Genomic DNA, 16,352 nt, shown 5'->3' on the forward strand with positions numbered 1-16,352 from the left:
TATTTAAGTTATGTATAGGTTTATTAAAGATATCGCTTAACTTGTATCAAAGTTGATCAGAAGTTACATATATGCCCTCCAAGTCCGACTCCAATTACCATAAAAAGCCATGTTTGTAGGTTGAAATACGCATCTTATTAAACCAATCTATTGATTTATAATGAAAAAAATATTAATAATTTTGTATAAAAAGTATAAGGTGTATTATCCTAGTTTTAGGATGTATAAGTGTATTATAAATTTTATGTTAAAAAATCGCGATATTCATCTTCCGATTATTATTATTGGTGCCGGTATTGCTGGAATAGCATGCGCTAAAAAACTACAAGAAAGTGGTAAAAAAGTTACCCTACTTGAAGCCAGATCTCGCATAGGTGGTCGAATAGATTCATTGAAATCTGATTCTGATGTTTTTGATTTAGGTGCATCATGGATTCATGGTATTAAAGGTAATCCTATATGGAAAATTACCCAAGAAAACCACATTGAAACAAAAATATTTAACTACTATAAATCTCAATATTTTCATGAAAATGGTTTGCTATTTTCTGATCAAGAAGTTCAGGAGTTTGAATCTCATGTAGAAAAAATAGAAATGCTACTTTCTCAAACACAAACAATATCTGCCCTGAATGCAATTAAAGAAATAATATCTTCTTTAGATTATTCAGGTAGCAAATTTTCAGAGTGTTATCTTAAAAAAATATTATTTAACTTTTTCGAGCGAATAGCAAATGATCCATTTGCGACAAATCTTGACCAACTTTTAGCAAATTATAAAAATTATGAAGGTTATTTTGAAGGAGATGAAGTAATATTTCCCACGGGCTATCATCAAGTGATAGATGTACTTTCAAAAAAATTAGATATTAAATTAAATGTAGATGTAAAAAAAATCATCTGCAAAAATGATTATGTAAAAATTATTGATTCCAATAATAATTTTTACATAGGTTCTCGTGTGGTGGTTACTGTACCACTCGGTGTTTTACAAAAAAATCATATCGAATTTTATCCCTTGCTCCCTAATCACTATGCTAATTCTATTAAAAATATTGGATTTGGTTCATTCAATAAAGTATTTTTTGAATTAGAACAACCGCTTTCTTTTAGATTAAAACTACCTGCCAGACATATAAGTGATTTCTATTGGAATGATATTGGCTGTTTTAATATTTTAGACTTATCTGAAATTTATAAAAAACCAGTTTATTTGATGCTGTTTGGAGGAAAACAATCAGAATTTATCGATAATTCAACGAATAATCAAATATACCAGTTTATTTATAATAGCTTAAAAAAACAATTCGGCAGTATTCCCCATAAGCCTAAGAAGCTCATCATTACACGTTGGGGTTCTGATGCTTATAGTTATGGTTCCTTTAGTTTTCCATCACTGAAGCACACAGATGATCTGGTTAAAGTATTACACAAACCCATTCGAGAAAAAATTTTCTTCGCTGGCGAGCATTGTAGTTTGAAATATGCAGGTACTGTTCATGGAGCATATTTAAATGGTAATGAAATAGCTGAAAAGATATTGGGAATAGTTTCACCTATTTAAAATAGTGGCTGTTATACAACAGTAAAACTTACTCAACCAAATAGATATGCGTGTGTAAATATTCAAAAGTAGCAGCTTCATGTCTATATCAACATCTAAAAAATAATTAATATCTAGATCTCTATTTTTTATTTCATCATCATTGGTATGAGCAAGCTCATATACTGATACAATATTTCATATATATCATAATGTTGTTTTGAAGCCCATTTAATTATTTTCCATGTATTAAAGGGGCTTACGCCCCTTTAATTATAAGATAATACTTTGACATTATTACTTCGTGTTAGGAGCTTGCTGCTGTTCTTTTGCATTATTATCTTGTTTAGGATTAACACCAGAATTTTGCTGATCTTGATTTCCTTGTTGCTGTTTTTGAGGTTGATTACCTTTATCGCTATCAGGTTGTTTAGATGTTTGGTTATTTTGATTTGAACCAGGTTGATTAGTGGAGTTAGACATAATAATTATCCTTTTTTTATCATTAACATTAATGACAAAATCAAGCATGATCCTTTGCTTTATTAATAGCTACTCTTTATATGTATCAACATATATTAAAATTATAAAAATAAATTCAAAAGCATTGATTTGATTGAAATATTATTTCATTATTTTTTAATAATATTTATTTAGATCAATTCAATATAAACATTTAAAAATCAATCAAAAATAAAATTTGCAAACACTTATAATCCACTTAAAATATTTAAATAATATTCATTCAAGAAACTATAAATCTTATTAATACTATTAATTTTAATGATTTTATATATAAAAAAGCCCTCAATTGAGGGCTTTCATTCACTTCTTAATAACCAACAGTAAAACGTTGATGAATATGGTTATTACTTTCAATTTCATCAGACAATGCTATTGCAAAATCTTCAGCTGAAATTTTGCTACCATCTTTACCTATTATAAGTTCATCTTTTCCTAAACGAAACTCCCCTGTTCGTTTGCCAGGTGCAAACTCAGCAGAAGGTGATATGAAAGTCCAGTCGATATCATCAACTTGTTTGAGTTTTTCAAGAAAATTTGTAGCTGCTTCTGCTTCAGGTTTATAAGCAGCAGGAAAATCATCGGTATCCAATAAACGTACATTTTTATTAGGAAGCGTTAATCCACCAGCGCCGCCTACGACGAGGTAACGTTTAACTTTTGAATCCCTAATTGTATTGATCAATGCATTAGCATCTAATCCTTGGAAAGGAACTGAGCTTATAACAGCATCCTGACCTTTTAGTACTTCTACGAGTGCATCATGATCATTTAAGTCAACATCTAAAGATAAAACACGTTCCGTATCTGGTATTTTATGTGTATCACGTGCAATAGCTTTAACATAATGACCACGTGAAACAAGTTCTTCTAAAATACGTGAACCTGCCATACCTGTTGCACCAATCAAAGCAATTTTCATAATAATTCCTCAAGTGTTTAAGATAATTTCAAATAAAAAAGATCTATAAATTATCAGATATAAAATTTTTAAAGCTCAAAATTTCAACAACAAAATAATCAATAATTTATAAGCTAGTTATTTCCGATAATTTATAATCATTTATATCCTTAAATTTTACATTATAATTTAAGTTAACTTTATGTCAAAATTATGTAAGTAATGTCTTACACAATAAAACTATATATTAATATTTGTTTACAGCATTATTATTTTTGTAATTTTTTAATGTGTTTTTAATCTTAATAAAGACCCAATTACACCTTTTAATCGAAATATAAAATACATCCCACCATCAAAACCACTTTAAAACTTGATTAAAAGATAAAAATTTTAATAATCTATTCATCACAATGTTAGTCACACATTCTTAATACAATAAAACATCACAGATTAAATATTTTATATTGCAACCTAATATAAGCCTTATTTATAGAAAAACACTGAATTTTCAATAAAAAATAAAATCTTTAAAATAATATTTATTTAAATTACCTCTATTAAAAATACATCCCATAAATATAATCCAACAAAATATTTATTATAATTATGTAAAATTTATGAGAAAAACAAATTGAAAAAACATCTTAAAAGATTGAATAAATCTAGAAAAGTAGTTCATCGAACTCCTCTAGCGTTTCATATGGTTAAGTTGAGCTACCGTAATGCGTAGACAATTATCCATTGAAATGGCTGTGTTGCTTTGATTGATTTTATTAGACTCAACTGTATGCTTACCAATATGTCATCTATACAAAATTTAAATAGTTATATTTTCATTTTTAAGATATTCTACAAAAGCTTTGCTAGTTATTTTAACGTAAAATCTTTTCTGAGAAATTTAGTAATGATTAAAAAATGCCTTTATCTTTTTATACTTTGTGGGCAATCGTATTCTATGCCAGCATTTTCTGAGCAAAACTCAAAAGAAAGATCATTAATGTTTAGTTCTGAACAAAATGAAATTTCACTTGAAAGCACTCCTTCAGTTGATTTTTTTGATTTTAAAAAACAACAAGAAGAATTATCAAAAAAACAAAGATATGAAAAGGCGGTAAAAATTCAAGAAGACTCATTAAACACATCTACTATGAATACGTATGAAAAGACTCAATACTACTTAAAGAAAAATGATATGAATGCAGTAGAGTCTCTACAAAATCAACAAAACATTCAGTATTTACAAAAAGCAAAAGATCGAGGGCTTATTTCAAATGATGAGTATCAGAGAAAATTCAATAATTTAAATACACCTTTATTAAATCAGCGTAATATTCAAAATCAATAACCCAAAGCTCAGAGGCTTAAATGCGTTTTCTTCGAAACACTTGAAGAAATACACTGAGTGTACTTTTGAATAGTCTAAACATCGTAAATCGATATTTTTTGCTAGTCCTGATTCTATGAGTTAGGACTAGGCTATGTTGAGGTTATCTATAATTAAGCGATATAATCGAATAAATTATATACTTAGTCATTATTGATTAATTTCTCAATCTGCATTATGCGTATAACATTCATTATTTCGGGAATCATTTCCATGCCTTTATTCAAATATAGTTGTGTAACCCTTATGGTGTTTACCATCACCGCTTGCGCTACCTTGGTCTCCAAACCCAATGAAGTCGAAGTGGCTGCACAAAAACTAGTAGGGCAACCAGCCAGTAATGCATTTAAATTATTTGGTAAACCTGATCATGGTCTGGGTCCATCGTCGTATGGTAGTGGTGGCTTCTATGGGTGGAATCGAGTGCAGACCCATGTAACACCAGAAAAAGTTTTCGTGCAGACAGGTGTTGAGTATATTGGCCAAAAGACGACAATGGTTGGAATCGGAGGTGGTGGCGTGATTGGCCAAATGCCAGTTGGTAGCGAACCTGTATATCGGAAAACTGGATATACAGAGAATCGGACTGTTATCGATTATTTTTGCAATATCACTCTGTACACCGATAAAAAGAATATCATCACAGATGCCAGTGTGATCGGCTGTAATAAGAAGAAGTCATAGTGTAGCTTAAAGCCTATAATTTCAAATGAGTTTCTAGCTTATTTAGTCTCATTCTAACACATTGTTTTTCGCATCATTTAAAGCACTACATTCATTGTATTTGGCGACAGTATCAATGATCTATAACAGGAAAAAATATGTCTAAACAGCCAGAATGGATAACACGTGGAAAAACTATCAAACAATTAATTAAAGAGTTGGAATCTTTCGAGGATCAAAACTTATTTGTTGAGATCTCTCTAGACGATGGAGATACATCGAAACCAATAAGTTCGGTTGGTAAAATTGATGGCAAATGTATTCTACTAAATTGTGAAAATTCAAAAGAATAACATTCTCATTAAACCTAATGGTCTTTAAGGGAACTACTCTCAATCTAAGGGTCATGCTTCATCTAATTTTTCATTATCAATTCGCACTGCATTCGCTCGTTCTAAATTATTTATTTTCCTAAATAACAAATAAGTTTAAGTCAAATATCCACCCCCAAACCACTTTGTCCATTATGACGAACATAGTAGTTATCAAATTCACTACTTTCCACGAATTGAAAACCATGACGACTATAAAATCGATTTGAAGCACTCTCTTTTAAAGCTCCTACTTTCAATGACAAACCAAGTTCATCCACCTCCATGAAGATATGACGAAGAACTACAGAACCTATGCCTATACCTTGTGCACCTGGTTTAATATAGAGATGGTCAAGTAACATTCCATCGATATAAGGTTTAACAACCACGAAACCTACTCGTTCACCAGAAACTTCTATATAGCGAGTAAAATCAGGATTAAAGCCTTCTCGAAAACGCTCTCTTACACGTATGCGATCAAAACGACCAAGACGCTTAAGGCTTTCAAACATTGCTTCAATTCGAATAGCAACAAGCGCTTCAAAGTCACTAGATTGAGTCTTAACAAGTGTAACAACGCTCTTATTTAGCGAATATAATTTAATATCTGACAATTACTTTTCATCCCAATATTTTAAAAGATTATACAAAATTAAAAGTTTAACCCTCACTTAAAAGCCTTATTCTTTGCATCTTTCAATGTATTACACTCATTGTAATTAGCAATAGTAAATGATACATCGTGTGATTTGTTTACCCTGCCCTGACGCTAATTTTAAAAGTTTAGGGCAAGGTGTCATTCTATTATTTGATGTGTGAAGCTTATCTAGAGTTCTGGATAGCTATATCATGTTAATTTTATAAAACTAAAAAAGAGAAATTCTATTGATGCTATAAACAAAGCACCTCATACTTAGACAATGGTTTACTCCAAAAAAGAAACTGAGTATTTACCTGCTTAATGCGGGTTTCTTATTGCTTAAAAAATATGTCAGACTCAAATACCCTTTATAACAATATACATAAACATGAAGATTATTAATATTAGGAGCACCGAAATAAAAAAACGAAAAAATAAGGTCACTGTTTAATCATCTAAGATGTAACATGGTAATTTACAACTTAATTTTAAATCAGTCAATTCAATAACATAATTATAAAACTGATAAATTTAAGATTTTAATTTTGTCCTTTTTTAGGATGTAATCCCTTATCGAGGAGGGCTTACTTACTTGCATCAACAACCTGAATAGTTATTTTTACTGATGTAAGATCATCAGTACCTTCACTATCACCGCTTTTAATTCTGTCTATTTCAAGCTGTTTAAGATGCTCATCTCATAATTTGAATTTCATAACCTGCATTTCATCCTTAAACTGTTTAATTGTGATTCAGCTCATGCTCAATTAAAGCACAAAATTCAGCTAAAGATGATGAAAAAGCTCATAATCAAGAGTAACAGGATCAAAAAATCAATCACTAAGTAGCCGATAAAATTTAAAAAAATCATTATGGTATTTTCATTGGTTCGATCTATATCGAATAAGTAATTCTATTTAGCAATATCGACTAATGAATTTTTAGCATCGCTAGAAAGTTTCAAGATGTTATTTTTATTTCGTGCTTGAGAAATCTTATAAACGGAAAAACCTAGTAAAAATATGCTAACTATTAATACAGAAGTAAAAACTATTATAAAAATTTATTTTTATTCATTAGCGTAGGATACTAATATAATATTTTAATCTAATATTGCACTCAATTTTCAAAATAAGTAAACCAATTTTAATTTCCATGCTAATAGGATCTTCAAAAATTCAAGAAAAACATCTAACCTCAAGCTGATTATCATCTTGGGTTACTTTTATTTTAATATTTTTATAAGTTCGTTTGCTGGGTTTCATTGATGAGCCCACTACATCTTCAAAAAATTTTCGGTCATTCATAAGATCACTATATGATTTATAGCCAATTAAAATTATTTTTGGAATTCTTTTACTTTCAAATAATTTACTAAGAATATTATCAAGCTTTTTAACATTAACGATTGGCATGTAAAAAACCATGGAAGAAAACATAATTATCCATTAAATATATAAATATGCAATGCCAGATAATCTCTATCTCAATGAAATACGTAACATTCTATAATTTTCTAAACAATCACTATCAATCTATATCTTTTAACGACTATATGTTTTCTCTATTGAATTTGAAAATTTTTTACTAAATAATCTTTAATTATTTCATCAGCCTGCATATCTAATAACTCATCAGATACCCAAAATACATACTCTTGATTTTTAATCTTAACTATTTTTTTATAATAGGTTGTAATTGATTTTGATGTAGAACCTTTAATTTTGAAAAATTTCTCATGGCTTACATTCCCAAGCAACTTACTTCCATGCCAAGGACCACCAATACAAATGTTCATGTTTTTTCCTATTCTTCAATAGTATCTTAGCACCTAATCATTACAGATTTGTTTTTTATGAAAAAAAACTCACCTTTCGATGAGCTCCTTAAAAATTAATTTATTTGGTTAGCATATAACAAATATTCATATTGCCTTGCTCTTGCTTGTAACAACTCCATTGATCTTTTTTATAATTTTTAGCAGACAATACATTTTCTGGAGTTGTACCCAAATAAGGTTTACATTTACCACCACATGTTGTTGATTGCTCAATTAAATATTCTTTTTGATCAAATTCTATATATACAAACTTTCCACCAGCACTTACACCTTTTTGAATTGAACAGGAATAAGTTTTTTTCTCATTTTGTGTAAAACATTTCCCTGAATAATCTGTAATTTGATAAGCAAAACTTGTCGAAGATACGATTATAAGAGTTAGCGATAAAATCCATTTCATTAGCTGTATATCTCAAAAAAATACCCACTTGATGGAATCAGTGGGTATACAAATCTATTAAACTGTGTGGATTACCATAAATTCGTCCACTACAGCTAAAATATGCCATACGCCTTGATCCAGATCAAGTAACATTCTTAGAAAAAACTTCAGTTTAACTATTAAGTCAAAACGGGATCAATCAACTGCTTGTAAAATATGTCGCGTCGCATCTACAGTTCCCAGTGTAATATCCCCTAGTATCATCTCTAGCTGTTGAACCGCTAAAACTGACTTCACTTGTTCTGTAGTAAACCTTAATAGCAGTTAAATTTGGTTATTGCATAGCTAGTAATGCGATTGCTTGTTACATGAACAGTTCTGATAATATTAATCAGGCTGAACAATTAATTATTAATTCTACTCAATCTATTGCTGCTGATATGAAGCGCACTAGAAAGAAAGCTTGTTGAGGTGATGAAATGGTCGCATTAAAAATTGAATCTAAATCTCTCAAACATTTAACAAGACTTGTTGAGCAACTGGTAAGCCAAAAAGAAGAACGCAGAATTGGGCGAGCCGAATTTGCTCACTTGCTGAATATAGAACCAGAAACTCTAGATGCCAGAATTAGAGAAGGACGCTACACGAAGCCATTTAAGGATGGTCGGAAGATTTATTGGTTTAGTTCATATGTCCAATCTGTAATATTAGATATAGATTCAAAAAATAAAGCCACTTAAGTGGCTTTATTTTTTGAGCAAATCTTTTTGTGAGTAACATAGTGAGTAACATTATTATTTTTAATTAAAATTCATCAATAAAAGGATGGATTATTCATCAACAATATCAGCAAAATTCGCACTCAAAACCTTCGCTAAATCTAGTGGATTAACCCCAATATCCAAGCCCCTTTTCCCACCACTCACATACATTTTACTTAACGGCTGTGCACTTTCACAAATTACCGTTTTTAAACGCTTTTTTTGACCTACAGGACTGATTCCACCAACTAAATATCCAGTTAAACGCTCTGCATCTTTAGGATCAGCCATATGTAGTTTTTTACAAGCAAAGGCGCTCGCTACTTTCTTTAAATTTAATTGATGATTCACTGGAAGGATGGCAACAAAATAGTTTTTATCATCTGTTACCATCAGGGTTTTAAAAACTTCTTCGACATTTAAACCTAATTTTTCAGCAGCCTCTAAGCCAAAACTTTTTGCATTTACATCATGTTCATATTCATGAACAGAAAATTCAATTTTATTTGATTTTAAAACTTTACAAGCAGGTGTCATAGCATAAACAAGATCAAAATTAAGATGATATTTGAATTATAGGACCATTCATAGAAATTTTAAATTAGGGTCTGTTGATAATTTGTCTGCGTTTGCGGCTACAAATGATTTTAGATGATACGAGGCATGAAATATTGAATTTAGACACTCTAAAAGATGAGCAACATCATTTCACAAGCTAATGACGTTGCTGAAAAAATATTCTAGTCCCCGCACACCCTCTCTATAAACAAAATATTTCTTGGTTCTTGCTCAGGTGATGGCTAAATTATCTCAGCCTGAGCATTAAAACTCGCCAATAGTTTCTCTAATCAATCTCACTCAATACACTACGATGTATACGTCTCATATGCAATTTTAGCCCACAACGCGAACCTTTTATGAAATGTCAGTAGCTCCCAACATCACGAATTTAAATGATGAAAATTAATACTTGTAAAATCATGGAAAACTTGATTAAAATCCTATCATATACCTTATATTACTAGAACAATGCCATCAATCTATCAATTAAAACCAGCATTTCAAAACTTACTGCGCCCTTTTGTTAAAAAGCTTTTTAATATCGGAATCACGGCAAATCAAGTCACATTATTAGCGATGTTTATATCGCTCGGTTTAAGCTTTTTTCTATACCAGTATTATTTGAATCATGCTGTAAATGGATGGTTATTGCTCTTTCCTTTGTGGATGCTGCTACGAATGGCTTTCAACGCCATCGATGGAATGCTTGCCCGTGAATTTAAACAACAATCCAACTTAGGTGCGTTTTACAATGAGTTGTGTGATGTTATTTCGGACACAGCACTCTATCTATGCTTGATTGCTTTTGGCTTTATTAATGCAAAATTACTCTTATTAGTCGCTTTTCTTGCAATTTTAAGTGAATACACTGGCGTTATGGCCCCACTGATTGGTCAAGAACGTCGTTATGACGGCCCAATGGGGAAAAGTGATCGCGCATTTTGGTTTAGTTTAATCACTGTCGTGATTGTCATCTTGCCATTATTCACTACAAATTTACAACTTCTCAGCTTAATCTGTAATGGCATACTCATTTTAATTGGTCTACTACTTAGTTTAACCATCTATAACCGAATTAAAAATAGTTTAAAAACAGCGTTATAAAACAGTTTCATATTTAGGGTAAATTCGTATGTATAACAACAGTCATCACACCTTTGCGAGTCATGATGGAACAGAATTGTTTTATCAACATTGGTCGACCAACACTCCAAGCGAAACAAAAAAAGCCATTCTTCTGTTTCATCGCGGCCATGAACATTCAGGACGTATGGCGCATTTAGTTAATGAACTCAATTTAAGTGAATTTGATTTCTTTGCATGGGATGCCCGTGGGCACGGCGATTCACCAGGTGAACGTGGTGATGCACCTAGCTTCTCCACATGTGTAAAAGATATTCAATATTTTGTACAGCATATTGAAGAAAACTATGGCATCGACGCCAAAAACATTGCTGTGGTTGCACAAAGTGTAGGTGCTGTATTAGCTGCAACATGGGTACATGATTATGCGCCAAAAATTCGCGCCTTGTGTCTCGCTTCCCCTGCTTTTGATATTAAGCTTTATGTGCCATTTGCCGAACCAAGTTTAAGAGTCATGGAAAAAATTCGTGGTAATTTTTTCATTCAAAGTTATGTTAAAGCCAAAATGCTGACCCATGATGAAGAACGTGCTCAAAGCTATGATACCGATCCTAAAATTGCTAAAGCAATTTCGGTGAGAATGTTGCTTGGACTCTATGATGCCTCTAAGCGTATTGTTGCTGACTCACAAAATATCTTTGTGCCGACTCAGGTGTTATGTTCAGGTTCAGATTTTGTAGTTTTTCAAAAACCGCAACGTGAATTTTACCAAAAGCTTCCACATCCTAAAAAAGAATTACATATTTTAGAGGGCTTCTTTCACGATACTTTAGGCGAAAAAGATCGCCATATTGCAACAGAAAAAATACGCAGATTTATCCAGCAATGTTTTGCGGTTGAATATCAAGCTCCAGATGTTTTAAATGCGGACAAAATTGGTCCAAGTTGCGCTATAGCTGAAGAACTCAGTTCACCATTACCCGCTAAATCAATAAAGAATGCATTTTGGGAAATTACCAAAAAAAATCTAAAAATTGGTAGTCATTTATCAAAAGGCTTAAAAATTGGTGAAGACACTGGCTATGACTCTGGAAGCACTTTAGATTTTGTTTATCGTAACCAACCTGAAAGTTCTAATCCTATTGGCAACATCATAGACCGCCAATATTTAAATGCGATTGGTTGGCGTGGAATCCGTGTTCGTAAACAGAATATTGAACTTTTGGTTCAGAAATATGCGGATATTCTGATTAAAAACCGTAAACCATTGAGCATTATGGATATAGCTTCTGGTCATGGGCGTTATATTTTAGATGCTGTGGTTCAACTACCAAAACGACCAGATTCAATCTTATTGCGTGATTATAGTGATATCAATGTACAAGCTGGTCAGCAAATGATTGCAACACGTGGACTCAATGACATTGCTGAATTTGTTCAAGCAGATGCATTTGATACACAGTCTTTGGCCTCTGTTAAACCAAAACCTTCACTTGCTGTGGTTTCGGGTTTATATGAGTTATTTGCAGACAATGATTTGCTACGTCAATCACTTGAGGGCTTAAGTAAAGCAATCCTTAAAGATGGTTATTTGATTTATACTGGTCAAATTTGGCACCCGCAGCAAGAGTTTATTGCGCGCGCACTAACCTCACATCGTGAAGGTGATGCATGGGTAATGCGTTTACGCTCACAAGCGGAAATGGATGCACTTGTTGAAGCTGCTGGCTTTAAAAAGGTCGACCAATGTATTGATGAGTTTGGAATATTTACCGTCTCAGTCGCACAAAAGCTATAAAATTTCTGCTATCACACAGTTGGTGACTTGATATAAATCATTTTAAGTCACCAATTTTTTAATTTTAATAGAATAATAATCTACGGATGTTTTATGCGAACACTCATCAAAGAAACTGGGACTTGGAAATGGGGCCTACTTTGCTTAGTTTTTCTTGCGCCTTTCTTTTTCCTCACTTATGGCTTTGCAAATCAATATGCGTCAGGTCTTAGTGATGTTCCAAGTATTGTCTTTGCTTGGGAAAAGCATATTCCACTTTGGGCTTGGACGATTGTGCCGTATTGGTCAATTGACCTGTTTTACGGCCTCTCCTTATTGCTTTGTTGGAACAAATTTGAGCTTAAACAACAAGCGCTTAGGCTATTTTTAGCGCAAGTCATTTCGATTAGTTGCTTCTTAGTGCTCCCTTTAAAGTTTAGTTTTGAACGTCCACCTTTAGATGGTTTTTTCGGTCTATGGTTTGATGTCCTGATGGGCTTCGATAAGCCCTTTAATCAAGCGCCCTCATTACATATTGTTTTGCTGATTATCCTTTGGGATTTCTATCGTCGCCATGTATCTGGGGCATGGAAATATGTGGTCGATTTTTGGTGTGTGCTGATTGGAATTTCTGTACTCACGACATGGCAACATCATTTTATTGATCTTCCTACAGGAATACTTGTTGGCGCTTTATGCTTATGGTTATTTCCAATTTCAGTAAAATCCCCATTTAGAAAAGATGGGCTGCAACTGTTAACAGCAAAACATTTAAAGCTTGGTAGTTATTACCTTTGTGGCTCAGTGATTTTCCTTATCTTAGCTTATGAGTTTAGACCTTGGGGATTGTGGCTAATTTACCCTGCTGTGAGTCTATTTATCGTTGCACATAGCTATAGTTTTGTACGTCCACATTTTTTTCAAAAACAAGAAAATGGCAAAATGACGGTTGCAGCACAAATACTGCTTGCACCTTATTTAATCTTTGCTTGGCTTAATAGTCGTGTTTGGACCAAAAAACATCCCGAAGATTCTTTTATCATTCAACATGAACTTAAAAAAATCTATATTGGAAGAGTTCCGACACAACAAGATCACCACCAATACAATGCAATATTTGATTGTGTTGCTGAGTTACCCTTAAACCAAGTAACGGCATATCAGCAATATCTCAGTCTAGATCTGATTCCATTACAAGCCAATCAGCTTGAGTTAGCCGTAGCACGATTAAATGATTTGATGTCAAAGCTTGAAGCAAGCTCTATCCAAAATATTCTGATTTTTTGTGCCTTAGGTTATTCAAGAAGTAGCGCTGTACTCACCGCTTGGCTGATTCAACAAAACCAAGATGCCAATATTGATGAAATGGTAAACATTATTCGTAAAGCTCGCCCTTGGGTGGTATTAAAACAAGCCCAACTGGAAGAATTAGAAATTTACCATCTAAAACTGAAAGGTTTAGCGCCATGAAAATGAATTTTTATGTGGTTGCGCAACTCTTGTCTGCAACCACAGCTATATTACTTTCAGGTTATTTGGCTTTTGCGTTATCTATTTTTGCCATCCTGTTCAAAGGCTGGCAATCCTTTGAGTTTTGGACGTTCATTGTCATTACATTGTTATTATCTGGGCTTCATCACTATCTCTCATTTAGAGTTAAGTTTGATGCTCAAATCATTAAAATGATTGCACGAGAATCCCAAACTGAATCTATTGAAAACTTAACCCTACAATTTGATCAAACCCTAATGAGTATGAAATTGATGCCCGCATCCAAAGCAGGACGTGATTGGTCACAGCGTTTTGCAGGATGCTTTAAACTTTTAAAACTACAAATTGCTTTATTATTGATACAATATCTGGTTTTAATGATTTTGATTTCTAGAATGATTTAAAGCGATTTTAACCTCAACTGATACAGTTTTAGCTGATATATTCAATTGTTATCGTATGATAGTTTTAATGATCTTAAATCAAGAAAATTATCAGCTTCTCAGCAGTGAAGATCTTGAAATGCTATAAAATTCTTCTATGATTCAAAAAATAGAAATGATAAATTTGTAAAAGGAGACCAAGCTTTTTACTTTTTATTCAAAACTAAGTTTGGTTATATTTTTATTTTAATCACTTAAAAAGTAGAATTTTGTACTTTAGTCATCTTATTATACAGCTTGCCCCACAATAAAATGCTTCAATATCAATCGGCTTAAAGAATGAATCAACTACCTGAACCACGTTCCGAACAAGATAAAGAGTCATACAATAAACAGTCTTTAGAGCAAAAGACTCAACACTTAGATTCTTCTAATGGAAATTTAGCATCACACTCTATTGCTCGCTTTATCGCATTTTTGACACGCCGTGGTGCACGACTGTTAACTGGTGCTCGTAGCTTATGGGTTGGTTGTCAGCCTGAGATGAAACAACGTATTTACTATGCCAATCACAATAGTCATATCGACTTTATCTTACTATGGTCCTCACTTCCCAAACTGATGCGTCGAAAAACTAAACCTGTTGCTGCTTCAGATTATTGGCTGAAAGATGGTTTTAGACAATTTTTAATTAAAGACACCTTTAATGGTGTCACGATTCAACGTAATCGCGAAGATAATGCAGACCCTTTACAACCTGTAAAAGACGCTCTTGCTCAGGGGTATTCCATTATTTTCTTTCCTGAAGGTACTCGAAATCTTGATGATGATCTTGAGCTATTACCTTTTAAAAGTGGCCTCTATAACTTACATAAACAATTTCCTGAGATTGAGATTGTCCCTGTTTGGATTTCAAATCTAAGACGTGTCATGCCAAAAGGTTCTTTTGTTCCTTTGCCTTTACTGTCTACCGTATGCTTTGGCTTTCCTTTAGAACAACATTTAGAAATGGATAAAGCCACATTTATAGATTATGCACAGAAGCAGCTAGTACTATTAAAAGAGGTTGAGAATCAATGATTTTAGATAATCTGAATAAAACCTATCTTTTATTTGGTATTTTTGCGGGAATTTTAGTTTTTGCATCTAGTGTAGGCTTTATTCTCAAACAAAAAGCTGGGCAAAAACCCTCATCAGTGATTGATAATTTAAATGCACGGATCAATGCTTGGTGGGTGATGTTGATCGTCATTGGCGCAGCAATTCTATTGGGTCAAACTGCATTTATTATCTTATTTGGGATTATTTCCCTGTTCGCTCTACGAGAATTTACCAGTCTATTGCCGACAAGGCGTGGTGATTATTTTCCTTTACTTATCGCCTTTTATTTTGTTATTCCCTATCAATATTATTTGATCTATATCGACTGGTACGGCTTATATTCAATTTTTATTCCACTTTATGTATTTTTACTGATTCCGATTGCCAGTTTAAAACAAGAAGATACCAAACACTTCCTTGAACGTAGTTCTAAAATTCAATGGGGACTCATGGTCTGTGTTTTCTGTATTTCCCATGTGCCTGCATTACTCAATTTAAAACTTAATGGTTTTAAAGGTGAACCGATTTGGTTAGCAATCTGGCTGATTATGGTCGTTCAGGCATCCGATGTTTTGCAATATGTCTGTGGTAAGCTTTTTGGAAAGCACAAGGTTGCACCCGTCTTGTCACCATCAAAAACAGTTGAAGGCTTAGTGGGTGGGATCGTTTTAGCCACAGCTTTAGGTGTTGCTATGGCATGGCTTACTCCATTTAGCTATCTACAAGCTGCATTGATAGGACTAGTTGTGTGTATCTTTGGCTTTTTCGGTGGTTTAGTGATGTCAGCCATCAAACGTGACCGTGGTGTCAAAGATTGGGGCCAGTTGATTCATGGTCATGGTGGGATGTTAGATCGGATTGACTCTATCTGCTTTTCTGCCCCTATCTTCTTTCATATTTTAAGATATTGGTGGAGTTAGTGAATAAACATGACTGTGAGAGA

18 protein-coding genes are annotated in these 16,352 nt (G+C 32.8%); 11 read left to right on the forward strand and 7 right to left on the reverse strand.

What is annotated here, in order from left to right:
- Positions 1 to 244 precede the first annotated feature (244 nt).
- Positions 245 to 1,564: an NAD(P)/FAD-dependent oxidoreductase gene (locus ACG9ZL_RS08360; RefSeq protein ID WP_419359724.1), complete on the forward strand. Its 1,320-nt coding sequence runs from the start codon at positions 245 to 247 to the stop codon at positions 1,562 to 1,564.
- A 276-nt stretch (positions 1,565 to 1,840) separates the two neighbouring features.
- Here ACG9ZL_RS08360 and ACG9ZL_RS08365 read toward each other — a convergent pair whose 3' ends face one another.
- Positions 1,841 to 2,074: a hypothetical protein gene (locus ACG9ZL_RS08365; RefSeq protein WP_419359725.1), complete on the reverse strand. Its 234-nt coding sequence runs from the start codon at positions 2,072 to 2,074 to the stop codon at positions 1,841 to 1,843.
- A 301-nt stretch (positions 2,075 to 2,375) separates the two neighbouring features.
- Positions 2,376 to 2,987 (reverse strand): NAD(P)-dependent oxidoreductase, encoded by a 612-nt coding sequence (locus ACG9ZL_RS08370; protein ID WP_419327263.1) that lies wholly within the window; start codon positions 2,985 to 2,987, stop codon positions 2,376 to 2,378.
- A 937-nt stretch (positions 2,988 to 3,924) separates the two neighbouring features.
- Between ACG9ZL_RS08370 and ACG9ZL_RS08375 the strand changes: the two genes are divergently transcribed.
- The 3 genes from ACG9ZL_RS08375 to ACG9ZL_RS08385 all read left to right on the forward strand — a co-directional run bounded on the left by ACG9ZL_RS08375 (position 3,925) and on the right by ACG9ZL_RS08385 (position 5,369).
- Positions 3,925 to 4,314 carry a hypothetical protein gene (locus ACG9ZL_RS08375; protein ID WP_336950989.1) on the forward strand — a complete coding sequence of 130 codons (390 nt, stop codon included), beginning with the start codon at positions 3,925 to 3,927 and terminating at the stop codon, positions 4,312 to 4,314.
- 252 nt (positions 4,315 to 4,566) lie between these two features.
- On the forward strand, positions 4,567 to 5,037 hold the full coding sequence (locus ACG9ZL_RS08380) for a hypothetical protein (RefSeq protein ID WP_419359726.1): 471 nt from the start codon (positions 4,567 to 4,569) through the stop codon (positions 5,035 to 5,037).
- A gap of 137 nt (positions 5,038 to 5,174) precedes the next feature.
- Complete coding sequence (locus tag ACG9ZL_RS08385) at positions 5,175 to 5,369, forward strand: hypothetical protein (protein WP_336950987.1); 195 nt, start codon at positions 5,175 to 5,177, stop codon at positions 5,367 to 5,369.
- A gap of 140 nt (positions 5,370 to 5,509) precedes the next feature.
- Here the strand turns inward: ACG9ZL_RS08385 and ACG9ZL_RS08390 are convergent, their stop codons facing one another.
- The 4 genes from ACG9ZL_RS08390 to ACG9ZL_RS08405 all read right to left on the reverse strand — a co-directional run bounded on the left by ACG9ZL_RS08390 (position 5,510) and on the right by ACG9ZL_RS08405 (position 8,270).
- Positions 5,510 to 5,902 (reverse strand): GNAT family N-acetyltransferase, encoded by a 393-nt coding sequence (locus ACG9ZL_RS08390; protein WP_419359727.1) that lies wholly within the window; start codon positions 5,900 to 5,902, stop codon positions 5,510 to 5,512.
- A gap of 1,306 nt (positions 5,903 to 7,208) precedes the next feature.
- A complete protein-coding gene (locus ACG9ZL_RS08395; RefSeq protein ID WP_419327266.1) occupies positions 7,209 to 7,445 on the reverse strand; it encodes a hypothetical protein in 237 nt (78 codons plus the stop codon).
- 149 nt (positions 7,446 to 7,594) lie between these two features.
- Positions 7,595 to 7,828: a hypothetical protein gene (locus ACG9ZL_RS08400; RefSeq protein ID WP_419359728.1), complete on the reverse strand. Its 234-nt coding sequence runs from the start codon at positions 7,826 to 7,828 to the stop codon at positions 7,595 to 7,597.
- A 100-nt stretch (positions 7,829 to 7,928) separates the two neighbouring features.
- Positions 7,929 to 8,270: a hypothetical protein gene (locus tag ACG9ZL_RS08405; RefSeq protein WP_419359729.1), complete on the reverse strand. Its 342-nt coding sequence runs from the start codon at positions 8,268 to 8,270 to the stop codon at positions 7,929 to 7,931.
- A 461-nt stretch (positions 8,271 to 8,731) separates the two neighbouring features.
- Here ACG9ZL_RS08405 and ACG9ZL_RS08410 point away from each other — a divergent pair, with 461 nt between their 5' ends.
- The gene (locus ACG9ZL_RS08410; RefSeq protein WP_419359730.1) at positions 8,732 to 8,992 is read left to right on the forward strand and encodes a hypothetical protein; all 261 of its coding nucleotides are present in this window, start codon (positions 8,732 to 8,734) and stop codon (positions 8,990 to 8,992) included.
- A gap of 90 nt (positions 8,993 to 9,082) precedes the next feature.
- On the opposite strand, the gene ybaK is transcribed toward ACG9ZL_RS08410, so the two are convergent.
- Entirely contained in the window at positions 9,083 to 9,550 is a 468-nt protein-coding gene (gene ybaK / locus ACG9ZL_RS08415; RefSeq protein ID WP_419327269.1) for a Cys-tRNA(Pro) deacylase, read from the reverse strand.
- A gap of 492 nt (positions 9,551 to 10,042) precedes the next feature.
- On the opposite strand from ybaK, the gene ACG9ZL_RS08420 reads away from it, so the two are divergent.
- From ACG9ZL_RS08420 to ACG9ZL_RS08445, 6 genes are all read left to right on the forward strand, one after another.
- Entirely contained in the window at positions 10,043 to 10,678 is a 636-nt protein-coding gene (locus ACG9ZL_RS08420; RefSeq protein ID WP_419327270.1) for a CDP-alcohol phosphatidyltransferase family protein, read from the forward strand.
- 28 nt (positions 10,679 to 10,706) lie between these two features.
- On the forward strand, positions 10,707 to 12,455 hold the full coding sequence (locus tag ACG9ZL_RS08425) for a bifunctional alpha/beta hydrolase/class I SAM-dependent methyltransferase (protein WP_419359731.1): 1,749 nt from the start codon (positions 10,707 to 10,709) through the stop codon (positions 12,453 to 12,455).
- A 93-nt stretch (positions 12,456 to 12,548) separates the two neighbouring features.
- Positions 12,549 to 13,904 (forward strand): phosphatase PAP2/dual specificity phosphatase family protein, encoded by a 1,356-nt coding sequence (locus ACG9ZL_RS08430; protein WP_419359732.1) that lies wholly within the window; start codon positions 12,549 to 12,551, stop codon positions 13,902 to 13,904.
- Positions 13,901 to 14,329, forward strand: coding sequence for a hypothetical protein (locus ACG9ZL_RS08435; RefSeq protein ID WP_419359733.1), 429 nt, complete (start codon positions 13,901 to 13,903; stop codon positions 14,327 to 14,329). Before ACG9ZL_RS08430 ends, ACG9ZL_RS08435 begins: the two co-directional genes overlap by 4 nt.
- Positions 14,330 to 14,647: 318 nt before the next feature.
- Positions 14,648 to 15,388, forward strand: coding sequence for a lysophospholipid acyltransferase family protein (locus ACG9ZL_RS08440; protein ID WP_336950976.1), 741 nt, complete (start codon positions 14,648 to 14,650; stop codon positions 15,386 to 15,388).
- Positions 15,385 to 16,329, forward strand: coding sequence for a phosphatidate cytidylyltransferase (locus ACG9ZL_RS08445; protein ID WP_004719987.1), 945 nt, complete (start codon positions 15,385 to 15,387; stop codon positions 16,327 to 16,329). Before ACG9ZL_RS08440 ends, ACG9ZL_RS08445 begins: the two co-directional genes overlap by 4 nt.
- Positions 16,330 to 16,352: the final 23 nt, after the last annotated feature.

The organism is Acinetobacter legionensis, from assembly GCF_048551735.1.
Taxonomy (GTDB): Bacteria; Pseudomonadota; Gammaproteobacteria; order Pseudomonadales; family Moraxellaceae; genus Acinetobacter.

Bases quoted from the DNA above. Each gene is read 5' to 3' on its own strand.
- ACG9ZL_RS08360 (WP_419359724.1), top strand. From the start codon at position 245: ATGTTAAAAAATCGCGATATTCATCTTCCGATTATTATTATTGGTGCC.
- ACG9ZL_RS08440 (WP_336950976.1), top strand. From the start codon at position 14,648: ATGAATCAACTACCTGAACCACGTTCCGAACAAGATAAAGAGTCATAC.
- ACG9ZL_RS08375 (WP_336950989.1), top strand. From the start codon at position 3,925: ATGCCAGCATTTTCTGAGCAAAACTCAAAAGAAAGATCATTAATGTTT.
- ACG9ZL_RS08395 (WP_419327266.1), bottom strand. From the start codon at position 7,445: ATGCCAATCGTTAATGTTAAAAAGCTTGATAATATTCTTAGTAAATTA.
- ACG9ZL_RS08380 (WP_419359726.1), top strand. From the start codon at position 4,567: ATGCCTTTATTCAAATATAGTTGTGTAACCCTTATGGTGTTTACCATC.
- ACG9ZL_RS08405 (WP_419359729.1), bottom strand. From the start codon at position 8,270: ATGAAATGGATTTTATCGCTAACTCTTATAATCGTATCTTCGACAAGT.
- ACG9ZL_RS08430 (WP_419359732.1), top strand. From the start codon at position 12,549: ATGCGAACACTCATCAAAGAAACTGGGACTTGGAAATGGGGCCTACTT.
- ybaK (WP_419327269.1), bottom strand. From the start codon at position 9,550: ATGACACCTGCTTGTAAAGTTTTAAAATCAAATAAAATTGAATTTTCT.
- ACG9ZL_RS08390 (WP_419359727.1), bottom strand. From the start codon at position 5,902: ATGTTTGAAAGCCTTAAGCGTCTTGGTCGTTTTGATCGCATACGTGTA.
- ACG9ZL_RS08365 (WP_419359725.1), bottom strand. From the start codon at position 2,074: ATGCTTGATTTTGTCATTAATGTTAATGATAAAAAAAGGATAATTATT.
- ACG9ZL_RS08400 (WP_419359728.1), bottom strand. From the start codon at position 7,828: ATGAACATTTGTATTGGTGGTCCTTGGCATGGAAGTAAGTTGCTTGGG.
- ACG9ZL_RS08435 (WP_419359733.1), top strand. From the start codon at position 13,901: ATGAAAATGAATTTTTATGTGGTTGCGCAACTCTTGTCTGCAACCACA.
- ACG9ZL_RS08410 (WP_419359730.1), top strand. From the start codon at position 8,732: ATGGTCGCATTAAAAATTGAATCTAAATCTCTCAAACATTTAACAAGA.
- ACG9ZL_RS08445 (WP_004719987.1), top strand. From the start codon at position 15,385: ATGATTTTAGATAATCTGAATAAAACCTATCTTTTATTTGGTATTTTT.
- ACG9ZL_RS08385 (WP_336950987.1), top strand. From the start codon at position 5,175: ATGTCTAAACAGCCAGAATGGATAACACGTGGAAAAACTATCAAACAA.
- ACG9ZL_RS08425 (WP_419359731.1), top strand. From the start codon at position 10,707: ATGTATAACAACAGTCATCACACCTTTGCGAGTCATGATGGAACAGAA.
- ACG9ZL_RS08420 (WP_419327270.1), top strand. From the start codon at position 10,043: ATGCCATCAATCTATCAATTAAAACCAGCATTTCAAAACTTACTGCGC.
- ACG9ZL_RS08370 (WP_419327263.1), bottom strand. From the start codon at position 2,987: ATGAAAATTGCTTTGATTGGTGCAACAGGTATGGCAGGTTCACGTATT.